The sequence below is a fragment of the Micromonospora sp. C41 genome, from assembly GCF_018070485.1.
In the GTDB taxonomy this organism is placed as follows: domain Bacteria; phylum Actinomycetota; class Actinomycetes; order Mycobacteriales; family Micromonosporaceae; genus Micromonospora; species Micromonospora chalcea.
Window position 1 is genome coordinate 52,678 of sequence record NZ_JAGPXP010000005.1, and the last position, 19,130, is coordinate 71,807.

Below are 19,130 nucleotides of genomic sequence, written 5' to 3' on the forward strand. Positions count from 1 at the left end.
GTTCGGATCCGGTAAGGAGGGCGTCAGCGGGCCGGCGCCGGCCGGAGCACTGTGGGCCGGGCGCTCGCCGGCGGCTCGCCGATCGTGGCGACGACCCGCTCGGCCGGAGCCCGCAGGCGGGTACGAAAGGCGTGGTTGAGCAGCGTGTCGAGCTGCCACACCTGCTTCGGGTGGTGGGTACGGATGACGAAACGCTCCCGCGCCCCGTCGATGGCGGTCGCTGCCAGCTCCACACTGTGCGCGCGGGGGTCGGGGCTCCACGTCACGTTGCTCAGCTCGCGCAGCTCCGTGTTGAGGTGCAGGCGCAGCCGGTGCAGCACCCGGGTCTGCCGGGTGACCACCAGGCGGCGGTGGGTGAGCAGCATCAGGTAGTCGCCGCCGACCGGGTCGTCCGGGCGGCTGCACCGGGTGACCAGGATGGTGGCGTCGCCGGAGCCGACGCACCGGCGGAACACCGGCATGTGCCGGGTGACGGTCTGGGTCGCCAGGCCGGTCTCGGCGGCGGCCGGAAGGAACGTTCGCGAGAACACGTCCATGCCCGGTCCAACGACGCGATGACCAGGGGTGATATGGGTCACGCCCGATTTCTGGAACTTCCACACGTGCAAGTCGCACCTGAGGTGCGACACCGGCGGCCGGTCGGCTCAGAGCAGCTCGACGATGGTGGCGTTGGCCATCCCGCCGCCCTCGCACATGGTCTGCAGGCCGTAGCGGATGCCGTTGTCCCGCATGTGCTGGAGCATCGTGGTCATGATCCGCGCGCCGGACCCGCCGAGCGGGTGACCGAGCGCGATCGCCCCGCCCCGGGGGTTGAGCCGCTCCGGGTCCGCCTCCGTCTCGGCCAGCCAGGCCAGCGGCACCGGGGCGAACGCCTCGTTCACCTCGTACACGCCGATCTCCTCGATGCCCAGCCCCGCGCGGCGCAGCGCCTTCGCGGTGGCCGGGATGGGCGCGGTGAGCATGGTGACCGGGTCGTCGGCGGCGACCACTGCGGTGTGCACCCGGGCCAGCGGGCGCAGGCCGTGCCGGCTGGCCCACTCGGCGGTGGTGACCGCGAGCGCGGCGGCGCCGTCGGAGATCTGCGACGCGGAACCGGCGGTGACCACGCCGTCGGCGCGGAACGGGGTGGCCAGCTCGCCCAGCTTGGTCAGCGAGGTGTCGCGGCGGATGCCCTCGTCGGCGGAGAACTTGCCGCCGTCGGCGAGCGCCACCGGCGCCAGCTCGGCCTCGAACGCGCCGGCGTCCTGCGCGGCTGCCGCCTTCTCGTGGCTGGCCAGCGCGAACTCGTCCAGCTGGGTACGCGAGAAGCGCCACCGCTGGGCGATCAGCTCGGCCCCGACGCCCTGGTTGAACGGCAGCGGCGAGTCCGCCGCGACGCCCTCGACACCCCGGTAGCGCTCCAAGATCGCCGCGCTGAACGGCATCCCACCGGCGACGCTGGACCCCATCGGCACCCGGGTCATCGACTCGACGCCACCGGCCACCACCAGGTCGGCCTGGCCGGAGAGAACAGTGGCGGCGGCGAAGTGCAGCGCCTGCTGGCTCGACCCGCACTGACGGTCGAGCGTGGTGCCCGGGACCGACTCCGGCCAGCCGGCGGCCAGCACCGCGTTGCGGGCCACGTTCCAGGACTGCTCGCCGACCTGCGACACACAGCCCCAGATCACGTCGTCGACCAGGCCGGGGTCGATGCCGGTGCGCTCGGCGAGCGCACGCAGCACGTGCGCCGAGAGGTCGACCGGGTGCACTCCGGCGAGGCTGCCCTTGCGCCGCCCGACCGGGGTCCGTACCGCGCCGACGATGACCGCGTCACTCATGTCTACTCCCGGGTAACCTCGCTTGCCCCGATAGTACGTGCTGACCGGACCGGCCGTCCTCCCCCGGCGTGCCGACGGTACGGCTGGCATGCTGGTCGGATGGATCCACAGTCGCCACCGGTCCGGCAGTGGCGGGTGCCCCGGGAGGCGCCGGTGCTCAAGGCGCTCGGCGCGCTCGCGCTGCTGGCCCTGGGGCTGCTCTTCGCCGGCGGTGACCCGGTCCGCCCGGGGCTGGCCGGGCTGGCCGCGGCCGGCCTGCTCCTCTGGGCGCTGCGCGACGTGGTCGCGCCGGTCCGCCTCGCCGTCGACAGGGACGGGCTGACGGTGCTGCGGGGGTTCGCCGGGCGACGCCGGCTGCCGTGGGACTCGGTCGAGGCGATCCGCCTGGAGCGGCGCGCCCGGCGCGGAATCACCGCCGAGACGCTGGAGATCGACGCCGGGGAGTCGCTGCACCTGTTCGGCCACCGCGACCTGGACGCGCCGCTGGACGAGGTGGCGGCGGCGCTGGACGAGGCCCGCCCCGCCGCGGGCTGAGGCTCAGCCGAGCAGGGCGGCGGTACGGACCAGGGTCAGGCCGATCATCGCGACCAGCACGATCGCGCAGCCCGCCACCTGGAACGCGGTCCGGCGTGACCGGGGGGCGTACGCCAGGATCAGCGACACCACCGCGCCGGCTGCTAGACCGCCGAGGTGGCCGGCCACCGAGATGCTCGGCACGGTGAACGTGAAGATCAGGTTGATCACCAGGATCGGGACGATCGCCGAGGTGTCCCGGCCGAGCCGCCGCATGATCACGAAGATCGCGGCGAACAGGCCGAAGACCGCCGTCGAGGCGCCGGCCGTGGTGCGGTTCGGCGCGGTGAAGACGTACGCCGCGACGTTGCCGCCCAGCCCTGCGAGCAGATAGAGCGCCAGGAAGCGCAGCGGCCCGAGCACCGCCTCCAGCGTCCGGCCGAGCACCCAGAGCGCCCACATGTTCAGCAGCAGGTGCAGCACGCCGAAGTGCAGGAACATGGCGGTGACCAGCCGGTACCACTGGCCGTCGGCCACTCCGCCGATGGTGCCGTCGGGGAAGGCGGCCAGCCCCAGCACCGAGCCCCAGTCGGTCAGCGGGGTGCGGTCGCCCATCAGGCCACCGAGGCCACCGCCGGCCACCGCGTTGCCGCTGCGGGCCGAGGCGATGGAGACCAGCATCATCAGCACGTTCAGCGCGATCAGCGCCTTCGTGACGTTGCCCTGGCGGCCGGCGGCACCGCCACCGAAGGCGGTACGCGCCGGCCGCACGCTGCGGCGTCCCTCGGCGACACACTCCGGGCACTGGTGGCCGACGGAGGCGTCCCGCATGCACTCGGTGCAGATCGGCCGGTCGCATCGAGAGCAGCGGATGTACGTCTCCCGGCCGGGGTGCCGGTAGCAGACCGGAGTGGTCGGCACCGGGTCCCCGGTGGTGTCGCCGGGCTGGCCGGAGCGCTCAGTCATGCGAGCAAAGGTACCCGCGTGTCGCTCAGGCCTGCTTGTGCTCGATCTCGACCCGCTCGATCACCACGTCCTGCAGCGGCCGGTCGCTCGGGCCGGTCGGGGTGTTGGCGATCGAGTCGACGACCTTGGCGGACTGCTCGTCGGCGACCTGGCCGAAGATGGTGTGCCGGTTGTTCAGGTGTGGCGTGGGCGACACCGTGATGAAGAACTGCGAGCCGTTGGTGCCCGGCCCGGCGTTCGCCATGGCCAGCAGGTACGGCCGGTCGAAGCGCAGCTCGGGGTGGAACTCGTCGCCGAACTTGTAGCCCGGGCCACCGCGTCCGGTGCCGGTCGGGTCGCCCATCTGAATCATGAAACCGCTGATCACGCGGTGCGAGACGGTGCCGTCGTAGTACGGCCCGCTGCCCGGCTGACCGGTACGCGGGTCGATGTACTCCCGGGTGCCCTCGGCCAGCTCCACGAAGTTGCGGACGGTCTTCGGCGCGTGGTTCGGGAAGAGCTCCAGCCGGATCGGGCCGGCGTTGGTGTGCAAGGTGGCGTAGACAGCCTCGGCCACGGGTACTCCTCACTCGTTGGTCAGTTCCTTGCGGATCCTCCCATGTGCCCGATCTGGCCATGCGGAGGCATCCGAAGGTGGAGGATGACGAAGGAACAACTCCCAGGAGGTGGGACCGTGTTTGGAATCGGGCGGCGAAAGACCCAGGGCCAGCTCGCCAAGGTGGAGCTGAACCAGGGCATCGGTCACCTGAGGCAAGCCGCGACGCACGCGGCGAAGGGTGCCGGCGCCACTGTCGGCCCGCGGGTCCAGGCAGCCCGGGGCGCCGTCGCGCCGACCGCGGTCATGGTCCGGGACCGGGCGTCCAGCGGGTTCGCGTCGACCGCCGCGGCGCTCGCGCCGGTGCTGCTGGCCGTGCGCAACGCCCGGGTCGAGGCCGCCGGTAAGGCGTCGGGCGGCCGCAAGGCGATGGCCGCGAAGCAGTCCGCGATGACGAAGAAGGCGAAGAGCATGAAGGCCGGAAAGAAGAAGCAGCGCAGGTCGCGGGGCATGACCGCGGGCCTGCTGGTGGCCGGCACCGTCGCCGGCCTGGCCGGGGCGATGGCCATGCGCCGCCGCCGCGAGCAGCAGGAGTGGGCCGAGTACGACCCGACCGGCACGCTCGGCACGACGGGCACGCTCGGCGCGACCGGCCGGGACAAGCTGGAGCCGATGCGGGAGGACGTGGACACGATCGTGGTGGAGACCCCGGACGCGAGCGCGAAGGTGACGCAGGCCGGCCCGACCGGCGCCGGCTCCTCGGCCGTGGCCAAGGGCAGCAGCGCGTCGACCGCCACCTCCGGCAGCCAGCCGGTGATCCACCCGAACGACCAGGTCCCCGCCGTCGCCGAGGGCGCCCGGGACGTCTCCGGCCGTCCGGCCGACGACATCACCAAGGCCGTGCAGGCCGGTAAGAACGCCGCGAAGGCCGGCGGTCGCCGCTGACCTCGTACCGTCGGATCAGCGCCGGCACGCGGGGCGACCCGCGTGGCCGGCGCTTCCGCGTGTACGGGGCGGCTACAGCCAGCCGTTACGGCGGAACAGGCGGTAGAGCGTGAAGGACGCCGCGAGCATCAGCGCCCACACGCCCGGATAGCCGTACGTCCATTTCAGCTCGGGCATGTTGTCGAAGTTCATGCCGTAGATGCCGGCGATCGCCGTCCACACCGCACCGATCGCGGCCCAGGCGGCGATCTTGCGCATGTCGTTGTTCTGGTCGACGGTGACCTGGGCCAGCCGGGCCTGGAGGATCGAGTTCAGCAGGTCGTCGTAGGAGTTCACCTGCTCGACCGTGCGGCTGAGGTGGTCCTGCACGTCCCGGAAGTAGCGCCGGACCTCCTGCGGCACCGCGCGGTTGACCTGCGAGGTGAGCGTCATCAGCGGGCGCTGCAGCGGCGCCACCGCCCGCTTGAACTCGACCAGCTCCCGCTTCATCTGGTAGATCCGCTGGATCCGGCCGCTGCTCTGCCGGTCGAAGACGTCCGCCTCCAGCACGTCGAGGTCGTCCTCCAGCCGGTCGGCGACCTCCAGGTAGAGGTCGACCACGCGGTCGGTGATCGCGTACGCGACCGCCCATGGGCCGTGCCGCAGCAGGTCCCGCTTCGCCTCCAGGTCGGCGCGGACCGGCGCCAGCCGGCAGGCGTCGCCGTGACGCACGCTGATCACGAAGTGCGGCCCGATGAAGAGCATCACCTGGCCGGTCTCCACCACCTCGGAGTTCTCGGTCAGCTCCGCGTGCTCGCAGTAGCGGGCGGTCCGCAGCACCAGGAAGACGATCTCGCCGAAGTGCTCCAGCTTCGGGCGCTGCTGGGCCTTCACCGCGTCCTCCACCGCCAGCTCGTGCAGGCCGAAGGTGGCGGCGATCTCGGTCATCTCGGTCAGGTCGGGCTCGTGCAGGCCGAGCCAGACGAAGCCGTCCCGCTCCTGCCGGGCGGCGGCCAGGGCCTCGGCGTACTGGGGGCGGCCGGGGCGGCGCTCGCCGTCGACGTACAGCCCGCAGTCGACGATCCCGCTGCGCTCCGGGCCGGCTGGCTGGGCGGCACGGGGGGAGCCGTCGGCGTTGAGGATGCGGGACATCGCGCGTACCGGGGCCGCCCAGGCGCGGGGGCGCAGTGCCCGGCTGCCGCCGTCGGCGCCGGCGGTTCGGTCGCGTGCCACCCGGTCCGTCATCTCTCGCCCCCTCTCCCTAGAGCTGCGGCTTGCAGGTTACGCCGACCGGCGGCAGGCGCAGCGCGGGAGCGGGACGGGCGGTGCGACGGGCGTCACGCCCCGGCGCCGGGCGGGCCGGGCCGCGTCAGGGGGGTGAGGGGCGACACGGCCCACCCGGCACCCCTTGGGGGCGGGAGTGATGCTGGGCGTGCCGTCGGCCCTGGCCGGAGCGGCCCGGCCACCGGAAAGGTGAACGACACTCGCAGCATTGTGGGCTGCTGGCCGGTCCAGCGGGAGTGCCGAACCGGCCAGCGGGGCCTTTTTGTCAGAAACCCGACAGAAATCAGCCGCGTACGGCGGCCATCGCCTCCGCGAGACGCCGGACGCCCTCGTCGATCCGGTCCGCGGTCACCGCCGAGTACGCCAGCCGCAGCGCGTGCCGGCCGCCGTCGACCATGAAGTCGCTGCCCTTCACCACCGCCACGCCACGCTCGGCGGCGGCCGGCGCGAGCCGGTCGACCTCGACGTCCTCCGGCAACTCGACCCAGAGGAAGTAGCCGCCGTCCGGCTCCACGAACCGGGCCTCCGGGATGTGCCGGCGCAGCGACTCGGCCAGTACCGCCGACCGCTCGCCGAGCGCTGTACGGACCGTCCGGATCGACTCCTCGATCGCGCCGGAGACGCAGAACTGGTGCACGATCGCCTGGGCCACCATGCCCGGCGAGATGTAGAGGTTGGTGGCGCGCTTCGCGATCGTCGCGATCAGCTCGGCCGGGCCGACCAGGTAGCCGACCCGCACCCCCGGGCAGACCGTCTTGGTGAAGCTGGACGCGTGCACCACCACGCCACGGGTGTCCATCGACAGCATCGACGGCAGCGGCTCGCCCCGGAACCGGATGTCCGCGTACGGGTCGTCCTCGAAGATCGTGAACCCGTACTCGGCGGCCAGGTCGAGCAGCTCACGGCGCTTCTCCAGGGAGAGGGTCACACCGGCCGGGTTCTGGTAGTTGGGAATCACGTGCGCCAGCCGCGGCCGTACCCCGGACTCCAGCAGCTTGCGCAGCTCGGCGGTGTCCAGGCCGTCCGGCTGGATCGTCACGCCGTGCACCTCGCCGCCCATCTGCTGGAGGTTGAGCAGCGTGCGGTCGTACGTCGGGCGCTCGACCACCACCGCGTCGCCCCGGCGGACCAGGTGGTCGAAGAGGAACGCGTCGGCCTGCAGCGAGCCGTTGGTGATCAGCACCTGATCGGCCTCGACGCCGTGCTTCTCGGCGATCCACTTCCGCAGGGGCGGGTAGCCGACGGAGGTGCCGTACGCGGTGACCCCGGCGGGGTCGGCGTCGAAGGCGCGGACAGCGGCGGCCTTGAGCCCTTCGACATCGACGATGTCCAGCGAAGGCGCGCCACGGGCGAACGAGATCAGCTGCTCGGCGGTCATGCGCAGAGCCTAGGGCCTGGCCCGGCGGGTCCGACCGCCATACACGCGAAGTTCAACATGCGGGCGGCCGGGCGGGGCACCGGGTGCGTCCGGGGGATCCGAGGGCACCTCGCGACTGTCTACGATCCGACGGACGCTGGCGCCGGTCCGACCGGACGCCGAAGGATGACGGGTCGCGGCAGACCCGGGAGAACAAGGGATGAGGCTCGTGACCGAGGACGAGGCGGGACGGCTCGACGACCAGCGGTTCGCGCAGTGGCTGGCGACCGAGGCCGGCAAGGCGCTCACCGCGCTGCGGGACCGGCAGGGCTTCGCCGACCCGAAGGCGCTCAAGGACGCCGGCGACCGCGCGTCGCACGAGCTGATGACGGCGGCGCTGGCCCGCCTGCGGCCGGCCGACGCGGTGCTTTCCGAAGAGGAGGCCGACGCCCGCCGCGCATGGGCGGACGGCGAGCGCGCGCCCCGGCACGAGGCGGACCGGGTCTGGATCATCGACCCGCTGGACGGCACCCGTGAGTTCTCCGAGGAGGGGCGGGACGACTGGGCGGTGCACGTGGCGCTCTGGCAGCGCTCCGCCGCGCCCGACGGCGCCCTGGTCGCCGGTGCCGTCGGCATGCCGGCGCGGACCACTGTGGACGGTACGCCGCTCGTGCTCGGCACCACCTGCCCGCCGCCGAAGCCGACCGACGGGCCGATCCGGATCGCGGTGAGCCGCAGCCGCCCGCCCGCGTTCGTGGGCGAGCTGGTCGAGATGCTCGGTGCGACCGCCGTACCGATGGGCTCGGCCGGTGTGAAGGTCTGCGCCGTGGTGACCGGCGAGGTCGACGCGTACGTCCACGCGGGCGGCCAGTACGAGTGGGACAGTGCCGCCCCGGTCGCGGTGGCGCTCGGCGCGGGCATGCACGCGTCCCGGATCGACGGTTCGCCGCTGCGCTACAACCGCGCCGACCCGCGCCTGCCCGACCTGCTGGTCTGCCGGCCGGAGCTGGCCGACCAGTTGCTCGACGCGATCGCGCGGACCGGGGTCGAGATGCCCGCTTCGACCGTCACCGACACCCCCGGTCAGGCGTTCGGCTGAGTGTCACGGTACATACGGCCAGGTGAATGAGGGTTATCGTCGGGCAGGTATGCGTGGCGATCTGAGCCCGGACACGGGCCGCCGACAGCCAGGGAGGGTCATGCCGGCCGATCGAGAGCCGCACAACGCCTTCGGGCAGCCGACCGGCCTGTGGCCGGGTCAGGACATTCCACGCCAGGCAGGCGGCCCGTCGCTGCCCTGGCCGGAGGCCGAGGTCACCTCGTCTCCGCCGCCACCGGCTCGGACCGGCGGCGGCGACCTGCCGTGGCCGGAACGGCCGGACGCCGGCCGCCGGGACGCCGCCTGGCCGCAGGACGAGCCGACGGTCCACGGTGACCCCGGCTGGGCGCCGCACGACGACGCCGACTGGGCCGGGCCGGGTCCGGCGGGCGACGCGGTACGGGGTGCGGGCGCGGCGGCGACCGCCACCCTGACCGGGCCGCCTCCGGTGGACGCCCCGCACGATCCGGCCACCGGCGGGCCGGGCCGCCCGCCCGCTCCGCCGCTCGCACCGGGGACGACTCCGCCGCCCGGCGGCGCCCGGCGACGCTGGCGCGTGGCGGTCGCGGCGGCGCTGGCGCTGGCAGTGGCCGGCGGCGGGGTGGCGGTGGCCGCGCTGCGGCCCGACTCCGCGAACCCGCAAGCAGGCGAGGCCCCCGGATCGGTCGGCCCGGCGACCTCGATGGGCCCGGGCGCGCCAGCTACGCCGGGTGCGTCCCCGAGCGCCGACCAGGGTCTAGGTGGCAAACCCTCGGCCCGCCCGTCGGCCTCCGAGAACGCGGGCCCGGCCTTCGGCGGTACGCGGCTGACGCTGCCCGGCGCCTCGATCGGCGTGCAGAACGGGGAGACCTTCGGTCAGGCGCTGGCCCGCTCCGACCGGACGTTCGGCAAGCTGCGGATGGCCCGGATCTTCTTCCCCGGCCTGCCGCCGGCCTGGTCCGGCAGCCGGGCCGACGTGGTGGACCGGACCGTTGTGGTGTCCTTCAAGGCGGCGCCGCAGGAGATCAACACCGGCAAGTTCGACTCCCGCCTGACCTCCTGGTTCGCCTCGATCCCGCGCGAGCACAACGTCTACTGGTCGTACTTCCACGAGCCGGAGGACGACGTCGAGCGCGGCGCCTTCACCACCGAGGCGTACCGGACCGCGTGGAAGCGGGTGGCCGGGCTGGCCGCCCGGGCGAACAACCCCAAGCTGATCAACACGCTGATCCTGATGTGCTGGACGCTCGACCCGAAGTCCGGGCGCAGCTTCGACGCGTTCTACCCCGGCTCCGACGTGATCGAGACACTCGGCTGGGACTGCTACAACTGGGGCAAGAAGTGGAAGCGGTACGCCCCGCCGCAGGAAATCTACGGCCCGATGATCAGCAAGTCGAAGGCGCTGGGCAAGCCGTGGGGCGTCGCGGAGACCGGCAGCGACCTGGTGCCGGGTGACCCGGGCACCGGCCGGGCGGCCTGGATCCGGTCGATGACGAACTTCCTCAACGGCCAGCGGCCGGAATTCGTCGCGTACTACAACCAGACCGTCAGCCAGGGCGACTTCCGGCTGCTCGACCAGCCGAGCATCCAGGCGTGGAAGTCCTTCTGCACGGCCTGACCTGATGACCGGACGAGAACGGGCGGGCGACCTCGGTCGCCCGCCCGTTCCGCGTACGCGTCAGATGCCCCGGCCGCGCTTGTGCAGCGTGCGCAGCACCCGGTCGGCCTGCACCGCCCGGCTCGCCACCGCCAGCGCCAGGTAGGCACGCGGCTCCTTCGGGTTGCGGGCCAGCGTGCGCCGCGCCCAGCGGACCGCGTCCCGCCGGTTACCCATGGCGGCCTGCGCGAACGCGATCTGACCGGCCACCCGAGCCTCGCCGTGCGGCACGGTGGCGAACTCCGGGTAGCGGCGCAGAAGCCACTGCAACGCGGTCGAGATGGTCTCCCAGCGCTGTGCGAAGTAGGACCGCTTGTGCCAGCGGACCAGCACGTACGGGCTTTCCACGTTCACCAGCGGCGCGTACCGGGCGGCGCGGAGCAGGAACTCGTAGTCCTCCGCGTAGCTGCCCGGGATCTGCTCGTCGACCAGGCCGATCGCGTCGAGCAGCGCGGCCCGGCGGATCAGGAACGTGGACGGGTGCAGCTCGGTGAGCCGGTCGCGCAGCAGCGCCTCCAGCGAGATCCGGGCGCGGTCCAGCGATCGGTCCACCGTACGGTCGTCGTAGCTGACCCGGATGCCGCAGCTCACCAGCGCGCCGTCCGGGTGCGCGTCGAGCGCCCCGAACTGGGCGGCGAGCTTGCCGGGCAGCCACTCGTCGTCGTCGTCGCAGAACGCCACCCAGTCGCCGGTGGCCGCCTCGATGCCGGTGTTGCGCGCCCCGGCCAGCCCGGCGGTACGGGTGTTGGTGATCACCCGGATCCGGCGGTCACCCCGGTCGGTCTCCAGCGACCGGTCCGGCTCGGACTGGTCGTAGACCACGATCGCCTCGATCAGCCCCGGGTGCGCCTGGCTGAGGATCGCGTCGAGCGCCGCGCGCAGCAGCTCCGGACGGTCCCGCGTCGGTACGACCACCGAGATGCTCGGCCCACTCATGCTCTCTCCACGGACTCGTCGGATCCCCGCTGGCCCAGATAGCCGTAACGGACCCGCAGGGGAAGCGTGGCCAGGCTGACCACGGCACGGCTGCGTCGCGGCAGGCGGTCGCGCCATGCCTCGTCGCGGCGCACTGTCAACGGCCCGCCGCTGAACCGCAACGGGTTGCCGGCGACGCTGTGCGCGCGGAACGGCGCGGCCGGCTCGCTCGCCGCGTCGGCCGCGTCCGCCGAGAGGATCCGCAGCGCGGCCGGGTCGTCCGGCAGGCCGGCGAAGTCCCGCACCCGGCTTACGGTGCCGGCCGGGTCGGCGGTGAAGTCCTCGTACCGCAGCCGCAGCACCTTGGCCCGGGAGGCGAGCAGGTGGAACGCCGCGTTCTGCGCGGTCCACAGCTTGCTCACCTCGAACGGCGAGAAGGTCGGCATGAAGTCCTCGCCGTCGACCACCTCGGGGCGGCGCACCTGCTTGCCCCACGAGTACGCCACCGCCCGGCTGTCCCGGACCAGGTGCAGGACCCGCAGGTCGAGCCCTTCGGCCCAGCGCAGCGCGAACGCGAGCGAGGCGTGCTTGCTGGAGTCCACCACGACCCGGGCGCCGGTCACCGCGAGCGCGGCCCGGTAGATCCGGGTGTACAGGTCGGCGTAGCGGCGCACGTCGGCGAGCTGCTCCGGCGGGAGCGCCTCCTTGGCGAGCCGGGGGATGTGCCGGGTCCGGTCGACCCGGTCCTTGAGCGCCAGCACGTCGTCCCGGTCGACCGCGTCCCAGCCGCCGAACGCCTGGTCGCCGACCTGCCGCCAGAACGGGCAGCCGGTGAACCGCTCGCCGCAGCCGCACCGCTCGTCGGCCCCGAGGGCCCGCTCCCACAGGTGCACGACCTCACCGACGGCGCACACGTCGGCGCTCTGCGCGAGCAGCAGCTCCAGCAGCGTGGAGCCGCTGCGTCCGAGGCCGCCGACGAAGAGGACCCGCGGCGCAGCCGGGTCCGGGCCGCTCATCCGCGCCGCCCGGCGGTCCGCTGGCGTACCCGGCCGGCGACCAGGCCGTCGATCACCGCGCCGACCCGGGCGACCGCCTCGGCGCGCGGGTCCGGACGGCCCGGGTCGGCGGCCAGGACGAACCGGCTCGGGTCGGCCAGGCCCTCGTCCAGCGCGGCGACCAGCTCGGCCTCGGACTCGCACAGCCGCACCATGCCGGCCGCGCCCAGGCGGCGGGAGAACAGCTGCTGGTGGTTGTCGACGTGCTCGTCGTGGGCCGGGTCGCGGGGCACCACGATCGGCAGGTGGCCGGTGCGCCGGGCCTCGGTGATGGTGGCCGGGCCGCCGTGGCTGACCACGAGCGTGGACTCCGCCATCGCCTGCTGGAGCTCCTCGTGGCCGAGGAACGGGGTGGCCTCGGGCAGGGCCGGGGTGCGGCTGTGGCCGTACTGGAGGACCAGCCGGACCTCGGGCCGGGCCGCGTGCCAGCGTTCCAGCCAGCCGACCAGCCGGTCGAAGCGGTGCACGTCGGTGCCGACCACGACCAGCACGAACGGCCTGGACCGCCGGTCCCGCTGCTGGGGAATGTGCGCCATCAGAGGAGGTTCCCCACGACGGTCGCCTCCGGGTACATCCGGCGCTGCTCCTCCCACTGCACGAGCATCGCGGAGAGGAAGGGACGGCAGAGCCGGGCGGTGAGCGTCGCGCTGTCGATCCGGTCGTACACCTCGATGTAGACCGTGGGGATCTTGCGCATGCGGGCCGCCACCACGAACGGCAGGGCGACCCCGGCGCCGGTGGTGACGACCGCGTCGACCTGGCGCCGGCGGATGACCTTCAGCGCGAGGAACGCGTTGCGTACCAGGTTCTTTACGTTGCGTGTGGTGGGGTGGTGCGCCCAGACCACGTCCTCGCCGGCGAGCAGCGAGCGCGCGTCCGGGGTGTCGAAGGTTACCCATGCGCGGCGCCGATCCCGGTACCACGGTTCCAGGGCCAGGAGCTGGGCCAGGTGCCCGCCACTGGAACCCACCAGCAGGACCTGTCCCGAGTCCTCGGTTGACCCGCTCACCACAAACGTCCTCCCGTACGCGGATGACGCGTCCGGATTTTTGTGAATGCCCCTCGGACGCGTCCTGACAACCTACTGGCGGGCCCGTGGGCAACTGAAGGGGCCATTGGACGGATCCTGGCTCGCCGGTCGGCTCACCTCGCGATTCCCGTCAACGGGATGCGCGTCGACCGGCCGTCGGGCAGGTCAGCCCGGCCGCGCCCGGACCACGGGCCGGGACACCCGAACGAAGTGAGATGTGTCAGGATTCCGTCACCGCTCCGCACGAGAGCCGTCGGCGACGTCGGCTTACCGGGGGCAAGTCGGGCCCGGCACCGGGAAACCCGCCGAATGGTCAGCGCCGATCGGCCATTTCTACGCGGGCTGCCCACACCCGGGCAGGCTTACCGGAACGTGAGCAGACTTTCCCTCGTCGTTCGGATCGGGGACACTCAAGGCCACGGTCAGGTCCAGCTGTGCCGTGGACTGCCCGGCTCGGTCGAAAGGGAGCGACAGACTCTGATGCCCTCACCCCATTTGGCCGAGAGCGACGCCGACGGTCTTGCCCTGATGGCCTACCTGGGCTGGCTGCGCCGCCGTTGGTGGATCCTGCTGCTCGCCGCGGTCCTCGGCCTGGGCGGAGGGCTGGCGCTGAGCCAGGTCCAGGAGGCGCGCTACACCTCGACCACGTCGCTGCTGGTGCGCCCGCTCGGCTCGGGCGCGGAGAACAACCCCAACGCCAAGGTCAACCTCGACACCGAGGCGCAGGTGGTCCGCTCGCTCGTGGTGGCGGAGCGGGCCAAGGCGCTGATGAAGGTCGACACCGGGGCCGACCAGCTCGTCAAGTCGGTGACCGTCAAGGTCCCGCCGAACAGCCAGATCCTCCAGGTGGCGTACGAGGCGAACAGCCCCGAGGGCGCCCAGTCGGGCTCGCACGCGTTCGCCCAGGCCTACCTCGACCTGCGCAAGGCCACCGCGCAGAAGTCGCTGGAGAACGAGACGAACACGCTCAAGCAGCAGATCGCCGATCTGCAGAAGCAGTTGAGCGCGATCGCCGGGCGGATCTCGGCGGCGCCGTCCAACTCGCCCGAGCGCGAGCGGGCCGAATCCGACCGCCAGCTCGTCACCAACCAGATCAGCAACCTGTACAACCGGCTCAACCCGCTGAGCGCGGCCGGCTCCGATCCCGGCGAGATCATCTCCGACGCCCGGCTGCCGGAGCGGCCCAGCTCGCCGAACCGCACGCTCAACCTCGCCAGCGGCATGGGCGCGGGTCTGCTGCTCGGCATCGTGCTGGCGCTGGTGCTGGACCGGCTGGACACCCGGATCCGCCGCGGACGCGACATCTCCGACCGGGTCGGCCTGCCGCTGCTTGTGGAACTGCCGTCGCGCGCGCCGTCGCTCGCAGTCCTGCCGGCCACCCACCGGGCCTCCCGCGAGCTGGGCCGGCTGCGCAACGTGCTGCTCTCCGCGGTGCCCGAAGCGGCGCAGGGCGGGCGCGGGCGCCAACTGCTGCTCTGTGACGCCTCGGCCGGCGCCGCCGCCGGGTTCGTCGCCGCCAACCTCGCCGCCTCGTACGCCCGTACCGGCCAGCAGGTCGCGCTGATCACCACCAAGCCCGACTCGGCGGTGGGCGCGATCACCGGCGTGGCCGAGGGGCGGCACAGCCTCGCCTCGGTGCTGCGCCGCGACGTGCCCCCGCTCAAGGCGCTCGCGCCGGTGCCGGGGCTCGGCCAGCTCCGGGTGCTGGTGCCCGGCGACCTGGACGCCGAGGTCGAACTGCCGGTCGCCGGTCTGCTGGAGATCCTGCACGAGCTGTCCGCGCGCTTCGACCACGTGATCATCGAGACCCCGCAGCCCACGTTCGCCGTGGAGGCCCAGGCCCTGGGCCGGTACGTCGACGCGGTGATCATGGTGGCCGAGGCGGGCAAGACCCGCAGCGGTGAGATCACCGCCGCGCTCCAGCAGTTCGAGCAGGTGAACGCGCCGGTGATCGGCGCCGTGCTGGCTCCGCGCCTGCCCGAACCGCCCGCCGGCGCCACCCGCCCGGCGACGTCCGGCGGGTCGAACGCGTCGAGCGCCCCGGCTGCCCCGGCCAACCGGCCCAAGCCCCGCCCCAGCCCCGGCCCGTCCGCCGAGTCGACCATGGTGCTGCCGCGCATGCAGTCGTCCCGGCCCGCCCCGGCGAAGCCGGCCGCTCCGGCGCCGCAGATGCCCGGCAAGGCCACCCCGCCCGCCGCCCCGGGCAAGCCGGTGCCGCTCAACGGCACCGGCGGCACGTACCGCTCCCGGGGTGACGGCGACGGCCGCAGCTACGCCCTCGACTCCGGCGAGGACCTGGGGTGAACCGTCGGCAGATGCTCCGCGCCGCCATCGCCCCCGCCGTCGTCCTCGGCGTCGGGACCGGGTGCAGCGAGCCCGAGCCCAAGCCAGGCAAGGTCCAGGTGGTGGACCCGGGCGACGTCACCGCCTCGCCGTCCGCGGCCAGCGCTTCGCCGACCCTGCCCAAGGGCCCGCTGACCGGGGCTCCGGTCAGCACCCCGGCCGCGGCGACCCGCCAGGCGGTCGCGGTGCCGCTGCGGGTGAGCCCCGCGACCACACCGGCCGGCCTGGACGCCGCCGACCTGGTCTACGCCGAGTTCGCCGAGGCGGACACGCTGCACCTGACCGCGGTGTTCCACTCCAAGGACGCCACGAAGATCGGCCCGGTCACCGAGATCCGGCCGGTCGACATCCGGTCGCTCACTGTGCTGCGCCCGTTCGTCGGCTACGACGGCGGCCCCACCGGCTTCCTCACCCAGTTCGAGAACTCCGACCTCGACGGCGTCACGCCCGACGACGACAGCAAGGTCTTCTCCGGCGGCTACACGTCGACCGCCGCGCTGCTCAAGGCCGCCCCGAAGGGGGGCCAGCCGCCCCCTGCGCCGATCGACCACACCACCGACGGCGAGGCGCTCGCCACCCGCGACCTGGCACCCGCCACCGAACTCACCGTCACCGTCTCCGGCGGTCCGCCGATGGTCTGGCGGTACGACCAGGCGAAGTCCGTCTGGGCCGGCAGGATCGGCAAGGTCACCGTGACCGCCGCATCCGTCATCGTGCTGACGATGGAGTACCGCACGCTCGACGTACGCAACCCGTCCCCGCGCTCGCTGCCCTCGGCGAACGTCTTCGGTGAGGGCGCGGTGCTCGCCGTGTCCGGGCCGAACAGCGCCAAGGGTCGATGGCGCAAGCCCGGCCTGCCTCTGGTCTGCACGCTCGCCGACACCGGCGGCGACCTCCTGCGCCCCCAGCCCGGCAACGCGTGGGTCATCTACGCGCCGACCACCGCCAAGGTCTCCGTGAAATGAGCACCGCCACCCCGCCCCGTACCGCGCGCGGGTCGGTTCCGCTCGCCGCGGTGTCGCCCGGCGGGAACCGCCTCCGCCCGGTGCGGGTACGGCCGGAGGGCTGGTCGTGGCGGCTGCCGACGGCATGGCCGCTGATCGCGGTCTTCCTGCTGTACCCGCTGTGGTGGGTGCTCGGCGTGTCGAGCTTCGTGTTCGTCATCTTCGCGGTGCCGATGGTGGCGCAGATGCGCAAACGCGGCCCGGTCCGGGTGCCGCCCGGCTTCGGGATCTGGATGGTCCTGCTGCTCTGGGTGTTCCTGTCCGTGCTCACCCTCGACCTCACCGCGCCGAACACGCTGCCGCCCGGCGGCAGCGGCAAGTACATCGGCTGGGGCATCCGGCTCGCCAACTACGTCGCGATGACAGTGACCATGCTCTACGTCTACAACCTGCGCGAGCGGGAGCTGTCCCAGCGCCGGATGGTCCGGCTGTTCGGGTTCATGGGCGTGGTCGTGGTGCTCGGCGGCTGGATCGGCTCGCTCTTCCCGAACCTCAGGTTCGTCGCGCCGCTGCGGTTCGTCCTGCCGCAGTCGATCGCCGGCCACCCGTACGTCACCTCGCTCATGGAGATCAAGTTCGCCCAGGTGCAGCAGGTGATCGAGGGGGAGGCCAGCTCGCCCCGCCCGTCCGCGCCGTTCACCTACACGAACTCGTGGGGCCAGAACACCGCGATCCTGCTGGTCTGGCTGATCGTCGGCTGGGTGGTGCTGGGCAAGCCGCTGCGCCGTACCGCCGGCGTGGCCATCGCGTTGGCGGCGATCTTCCCGATCGTCTACTCCCTCAACCGCGGCCTCTGGATCGGCCTCGGCATCGCCGCCGCGTACGTGGCGCTGCGGCTCGCGCTGCGCGGCCGGATGGTGGTGCTCGGCGGGCTCGCCCTGGCGGTCGGACTGATCGGCGTGCTGATCATCGCGACCCCGCTCGGCCGCACCTTCGACGAACGCCTGCAGAACGGGCACAGCGACGACATCCGCACCACCCTGTCGCAGGGCGCGGTCCGGGCGGCCAACCAGTCGCCGATCCTCGGCTACGGCGGCAACCGGGCGCTGATCGGCAGCAACCGGTCGATCGCCATCGGCAAGTCCGAGGACTGCAAGCAGTGCGGCAACCGGGAGCTGGGCAGCAACGGCCAGGTCTGGGCGCTGCTCGTCGGGCAGGGCTGGGTCGGCGCGATCTGCTACAACGCGTTCTTCATCTACTGCATCTGGCGCTACCGGCGCGACCACAGCGCCATCGGGATCGCCGGCACGCTCGTGCTCATCCTCATGCTCTTCTTCCAGTTCACCTACGGTGCGATGGAAGCAACCCTCGCCTACGCCCTGATCACTGTCGCCCTGCTGGCCCGCAACGACCGGATCCGCCGGTCGCTCGCGCCCGCGCCACCGCAGGGCACGATCGCCGGGCTACGGGCCCGGCTGGAAGCGACCGGTGACCGCTGATGGTGTTCCGCGTACCCCCGGACGGCGACGGCCGTGCCGCGTACCTCGGTGAACTGGCCGGGCTGATCTGGCCCGCGCCGGCCGAGCCCAGCCTGCGCCGCGGCGGCGCCGGCTGGGTGGTGGTGCCCTCGGCGGCCCGCCCCCGGCTGCTCGTGCCCACCGGCTCCGGCCGGGCGGCGGCGAGCGCGGTCCGGCACTCCACCGAGGCCGTCGGCCGCAAGGCCAAGCTGGTCCGGCAGGGCCTCGCCACCGCGTTCCGGCTCGGTCTCGGGCCGCTCGTCTTCCGCGACCGGCTGGTCGTCGACGGCGGCGGGCTGGACGCGCACCTGGCCGAGGTGCTGGGTGAGCCGGCGCTGGTCAGCCTGCACATCGGGCCGGCCCGCGCGAACCGCAAGCCGGTGCTGCAACTGCTCGCCCCGGACGGCCGGGCCCTCGGGTACGCGAAACTCGGCGTCGACCCGCTGACCCGCGCGCTCGTGCACGCGGAGGCGGACGCGCTGCGCCGCCTCGCCGAGGTGCCGCTCGGCCCGGTGGTCCTGGCCGGGGTACGCCACCACGGCGACTGGCACGGGCACGCGCTACTCGTGCAGGAGGCGCTGCCGGTGCGGCTGCCCCGGGCCGCCCCGGCAGCCGCGCAGGCGGCCGAACGCGCGGCCATGGTGGCGGTCGCCGGCTGTCTCGGCGTACGCCGGGAGTCATGGGCGGCCAGCGGGCACGCGGCCCGGCTCACCGCCGCGGTGGACGCGCTCGGACCCCGGCCGGAGGCCGGGCGGCTGCGCGCGGTGCTGAAGTCCGTCGCGGACGCCGACCCGGTGGTCGCCTTCGGCGCGTGGCACGGGGACTGGAACGGCGGCAACAGCGCGGTGCTCGCCGACGGCCGGGTGCTGGTCTGGGACTGGGAGCGGTTCGAGGCGGACGTGCCGGCCGGGTACGACGCGCTGCACCTGGCGGTGCAGGGCGCGATGAGCCACGACGGGGTGGAACCGGTCGAGGCCGCGCGTGCGCTGATCGCCGGCTCCGGGGCAACCCTGGCACCGTTCGACCAGACCGGTGGGGGCGCCGATCTGGTCGCCGTGCTCTACCTGGTGGAGCTGGCTGCGCGCTACCTGCGCGACCGGCAGGCGGAGGCGGGTGCGCGACTGGGGCACGTCGACACCTGGCTGCTGCCCGCCGTGGAGGAACACCTGGCCCGCCGGGCCCGGTGAGAGTGAGG

Annotated in this window: 18 protein-coding genes; 8 read left to right on the forward strand and 10 right to left on the reverse strand. The window is 73.3% G+C overall.

Features of this window, described 5'->3' with window-relative positions:
- Positions 1-23: 23 nt before the first annotated feature.
- The gene (locus KBX43_RS07500; RefSeq protein WP_064448114.1) at positions 24-536 is read right to left on the reverse strand and encodes a hypothetical protein; all 513 of its coding nucleotides are present in this window, start codon (positions 534-536) and stop codon (positions 24-26) included.
- A gap of 108 nt (positions 537-644) precedes the next feature.
- On the reverse strand, positions 645-1,817 hold the full coding sequence (locus KBX43_RS07505) for an acetyl-CoA C-acyltransferase (RefSeq protein ID WP_210883889.1): 1,173 nt from the start codon (positions 1,815-1,817) through the stop codon (positions 645-647).
- A gap of 99 nt (positions 1,818-1,916) precedes the next feature.
- On the opposite strand from KBX43_RS07505, the gene KBX43_RS07510 reads away from it, so the two are divergent.
- Positions 1,917-2,351 carry a PH domain-containing protein gene (locus KBX43_RS07510; protein ID WP_064448113.1) on the forward strand — a complete coding sequence of 145 codons (435 nt, stop codon included), beginning with the start codon at positions 1,917-1,919 and terminating at the stop codon, positions 2,349-2,351.
- Between the two features lie 3 nt (positions 2,352-2,354).
- Here the strand turns inward: KBX43_RS07510 and KBX43_RS07515 are convergent, their stop codons facing one another.
- Positions 2,355-3,296 (reverse strand): rhomboid family intramembrane serine protease, encoded by a 942-nt coding sequence (locus KBX43_RS07515; RefSeq protein WP_069089219.1) that lies wholly within the window; start codon positions 3,294-3,296, stop codon positions 2,355-2,357.
- A gap of 25 nt (positions 3,297-3,321) precedes the next feature.
- Positions 3,322-3,852 carry a peptidylprolyl isomerase gene (locus KBX43_RS07520; RefSeq protein WP_030499381.1) on the reverse strand — a complete coding sequence of 177 codons (531 nt, stop codon included), beginning with the start codon at positions 3,850-3,852 and terminating at the stop codon, positions 3,322-3,324.
- Positions 3,853-3,936: 84 nt separating this feature from the next.
- Between KBX43_RS07520 and KBX43_RS07525 the strand changes: the two genes are divergently transcribed.
- Complete coding sequence (locus KBX43_RS07525) at positions 3,937-4,776, forward strand: hypothetical protein (protein WP_043327772.1); 840 nt, start codon at positions 3,937-3,939, stop codon at positions 4,774-4,776.
- 72 nt (positions 4,777-4,848) lie between these two features.
- Here the strand turns inward: KBX43_RS07525 and corA are convergent, their stop codons facing one another.
- A complete protein-coding gene (corA, locus tag KBX43_RS07530; protein ID WP_043327771.1) occupies positions 4,849-6,000 on the reverse strand; it encodes a magnesium/cobalt transporter CorA in 1,152 nt (383 codons plus the stop codon).
- Positions 6,001-6,322: 322 nt separating this feature from the next.
- Positions 6,323-7,417: a PLP-dependent aminotransferase family protein gene (locus KBX43_RS07535; RefSeq protein ID WP_030499384.1), complete on the reverse strand. Its 1,095-nt coding sequence runs from the start codon at positions 7,415-7,417 to the stop codon at positions 6,323-6,325.
- 199 nt (positions 7,418-7,616) lie between these two features.
- Between KBX43_RS07535 and KBX43_RS07540 the strand changes: the two genes are divergently transcribed.
- On the forward strand, positions 7,617-8,495 hold the full coding sequence (locus KBX43_RS07540; RefSeq protein ID WP_043327770.1) for a 3'(2'),5'-bisphosphate nucleotidase CysQ: 879 nt from the start codon (positions 7,617-7,619) through the stop codon (positions 8,493-8,495).
- A 100-nt stretch (positions 8,496-8,595) separates the two neighbouring features.
- Positions 8,596-10,092, forward strand: a complete 1,497-nt coding sequence (locus tag KBX43_RS07545; RefSeq protein WP_210883891.1) for a hypothetical protein — start codon at positions 8,596-8,598, stop codon at positions 10,090-10,092.
- Between the two features lie 60 nt (positions 10,093-10,152).
- On the opposite strand, the gene KBX43_RS07550 is transcribed toward KBX43_RS07545, so the two are convergent.
- From KBX43_RS07550 to KBX43_RS07565, 4 genes are read right to left on the reverse strand one after another with little or no spacing between them, the layout of a single operon-like run.
- Complete coding sequence (locus tag KBX43_RS07550; RefSeq protein ID WP_013289266.1) at positions 10,153-11,067, reverse strand: glycosyltransferase family 2 protein; 915 nt, start codon at positions 11,065-11,067, stop codon at positions 10,153-10,155.
- On the reverse strand, positions 11,064-12,062 hold the full coding sequence (locus KBX43_RS07555) for a sulfotransferase (protein ID WP_043327767.1): 999 nt from the start codon (positions 12,060-12,062) through the stop codon (positions 11,064-11,066). The genes KBX43_RS07550 and KBX43_RS07555 overlap by 4 nt, the downstream gene beginning before the upstream one ends.
- Positions 12,059-12,637 (reverse strand): glycosyltransferase, encoded by a 579-nt coding sequence (locus KBX43_RS07560; protein ID WP_043327766.1) that lies wholly within the window; start codon positions 12,635-12,637, stop codon positions 12,059-12,061. Before KBX43_RS07560 ends, KBX43_RS07555 begins: the two co-directional genes overlap by 4 nt.
- A complete protein-coding gene (locus tag KBX43_RS07565) occupies positions 12,637-13,113 on the reverse strand; it encodes a polysaccharide biosynthesis protein (RefSeq protein ID WP_030499390.1) in 477 nt (158 codons plus the stop codon). Before KBX43_RS07565 ends, KBX43_RS07560 begins: the two co-directional genes overlap by 1 nt.
- A gap of 498 nt (positions 13,114-13,611) precedes the next feature.
- On the opposite strand from KBX43_RS07565, the gene KBX43_RS07570 reads away from it, so the two are divergent.
- From KBX43_RS07570 to KBX43_RS07585, 4 genes are read left to right on the forward strand one after another with little or no spacing between them, the layout of a single operon-like run.
- Positions 13,612-15,435 carry a Wzz/FepE/Etk N-terminal domain-containing protein gene (locus KBX43_RS07570; RefSeq protein ID WP_210883893.1) on the forward strand — a complete coding sequence of 608 codons (1,824 nt, stop codon included), beginning with the start codon at positions 13,612-13,614 and terminating at the stop codon, positions 15,433-15,435.
- Entirely contained in the window at positions 15,432-16,439 is a 1,008-nt protein-coding gene (locus KBX43_RS07575) for a DUF3048 domain-containing protein (protein ID WP_210883897.1), read from the forward strand. Before KBX43_RS07570 ends, KBX43_RS07575 begins: the two co-directional genes overlap by 4 nt.
- Complete coding sequence (locus KBX43_RS07580; protein WP_043327763.1) at positions 16,436-17,917, forward strand: O-antigen ligase; 1,482 nt, start codon at positions 16,436-16,438, stop codon at positions 17,915-17,917. Before KBX43_RS07575 ends, KBX43_RS07580 begins: the two co-directional genes overlap by 4 nt.
- Entirely contained in the window at positions 17,917-19,122 is a 1,206-nt protein-coding gene (locus KBX43_RS07585) for a hypothetical protein (protein ID WP_210883899.1), read from the forward strand. The genes KBX43_RS07580 and KBX43_RS07585 overlap by 1 nt, the downstream gene beginning before the upstream one ends.
- Positions 19,123-19,130: the final 8 nt, after the last annotated feature.

Coding starts and splice junctions, on each gene's coding strand:
- KBX43_RS07500 (WP_064448114.1), bottom strand. CDS start 536: ATGGACGTGTTCTCGCGAACGTTCCTTCCGGCCGCCGCCGAGACCGGC.
- KBX43_RS07505 (WP_210883889.1), bottom strand. CDS start 1,817: ATGAGTGACGCGGTCATCGTCGGCGCGGTACGGACCCCGGTCGGGCGG.
- KBX43_RS07510 (WP_064448113.1), top strand. CDS start 1,917: ATGGATCCACAGTCGCCACCGGTCCGGCAGTGGCGGGTGCCCCGGGAG.
- KBX43_RS07515 (WP_069089219.1), bottom strand. CDS start 3,296: ATGACTGAGCGCTCCGGCCAGCCCGGCGACACCACCGGGGACCCGGTG.
- KBX43_RS07525 (WP_043327772.1), top strand. CDS start 3,937: ATGACGAAGGAACAACTCCCAGGAGGTGGGACCGTGTTTGGAATCGGG.
- corA (WP_043327771.1), bottom strand. CDS start 6,000: ATGACGGACCGGGTGGCACGCGACCGAACCGCCGGCGCCGACGGCGGC.
- KBX43_RS07535 (WP_030499384.1), bottom strand. CDS start 7,417: ATGACCGCCGAGCAGCTGATCTCGTTCGCCCGTGGCGCGCCTTCGCTG.
- KBX43_RS07540 (WP_043327770.1), top strand. CDS start 7,617: ATGAGGCTCGTGACCGAGGACGAGGCGGGACGGCTCGACGACCAGCGG.
- KBX43_RS07545 (WP_210883891.1), top strand. CDS start 8,596: ATGCCGGCCGATCGAGAGCCGCACAACGCCTTCGGGCAGCCGACCGGC.
- KBX43_RS07550 (WP_013289266.1), bottom strand. CDS start 11,067: ATGAGTGGGCCGAGCATCTCGGTGGTCGTACCGACGCGGGACCGTCCG.
- KBX43_RS07555 (WP_043327767.1), bottom strand. CDS start 12,062: ATGAGCGGCCCGGACCCGGCTGCGCCGCGGGTCCTCTTCGTCGGCGGC.
- KBX43_RS07560 (WP_043327766.1), bottom strand. CDS start 12,637: ATGGCGCACATTCCCCAGCAGCGGGACCGGCGGTCCAGGCCGTTCGTG.
- KBX43_RS07570 (WP_210883893.1), top strand. CDS start 13,612: ATGCCCTCACCCCATTTGGCCGAGAGCGACGCCGACGGTCTTGCCCTG.
- KBX43_RS07580 (WP_043327763.1), top strand. CDS start 16,436: ATGAGCACCGCCACCCCGCCCCGTACCGCGCGCGGGTCGGTTCCGCTC.
- KBX43_RS07585 (WP_210883899.1), top strand. CDS start 17,917: ATGGTGTTCCGCGTACCCCCGGACGGCGACGGCCGTGCCGCGTACCTC.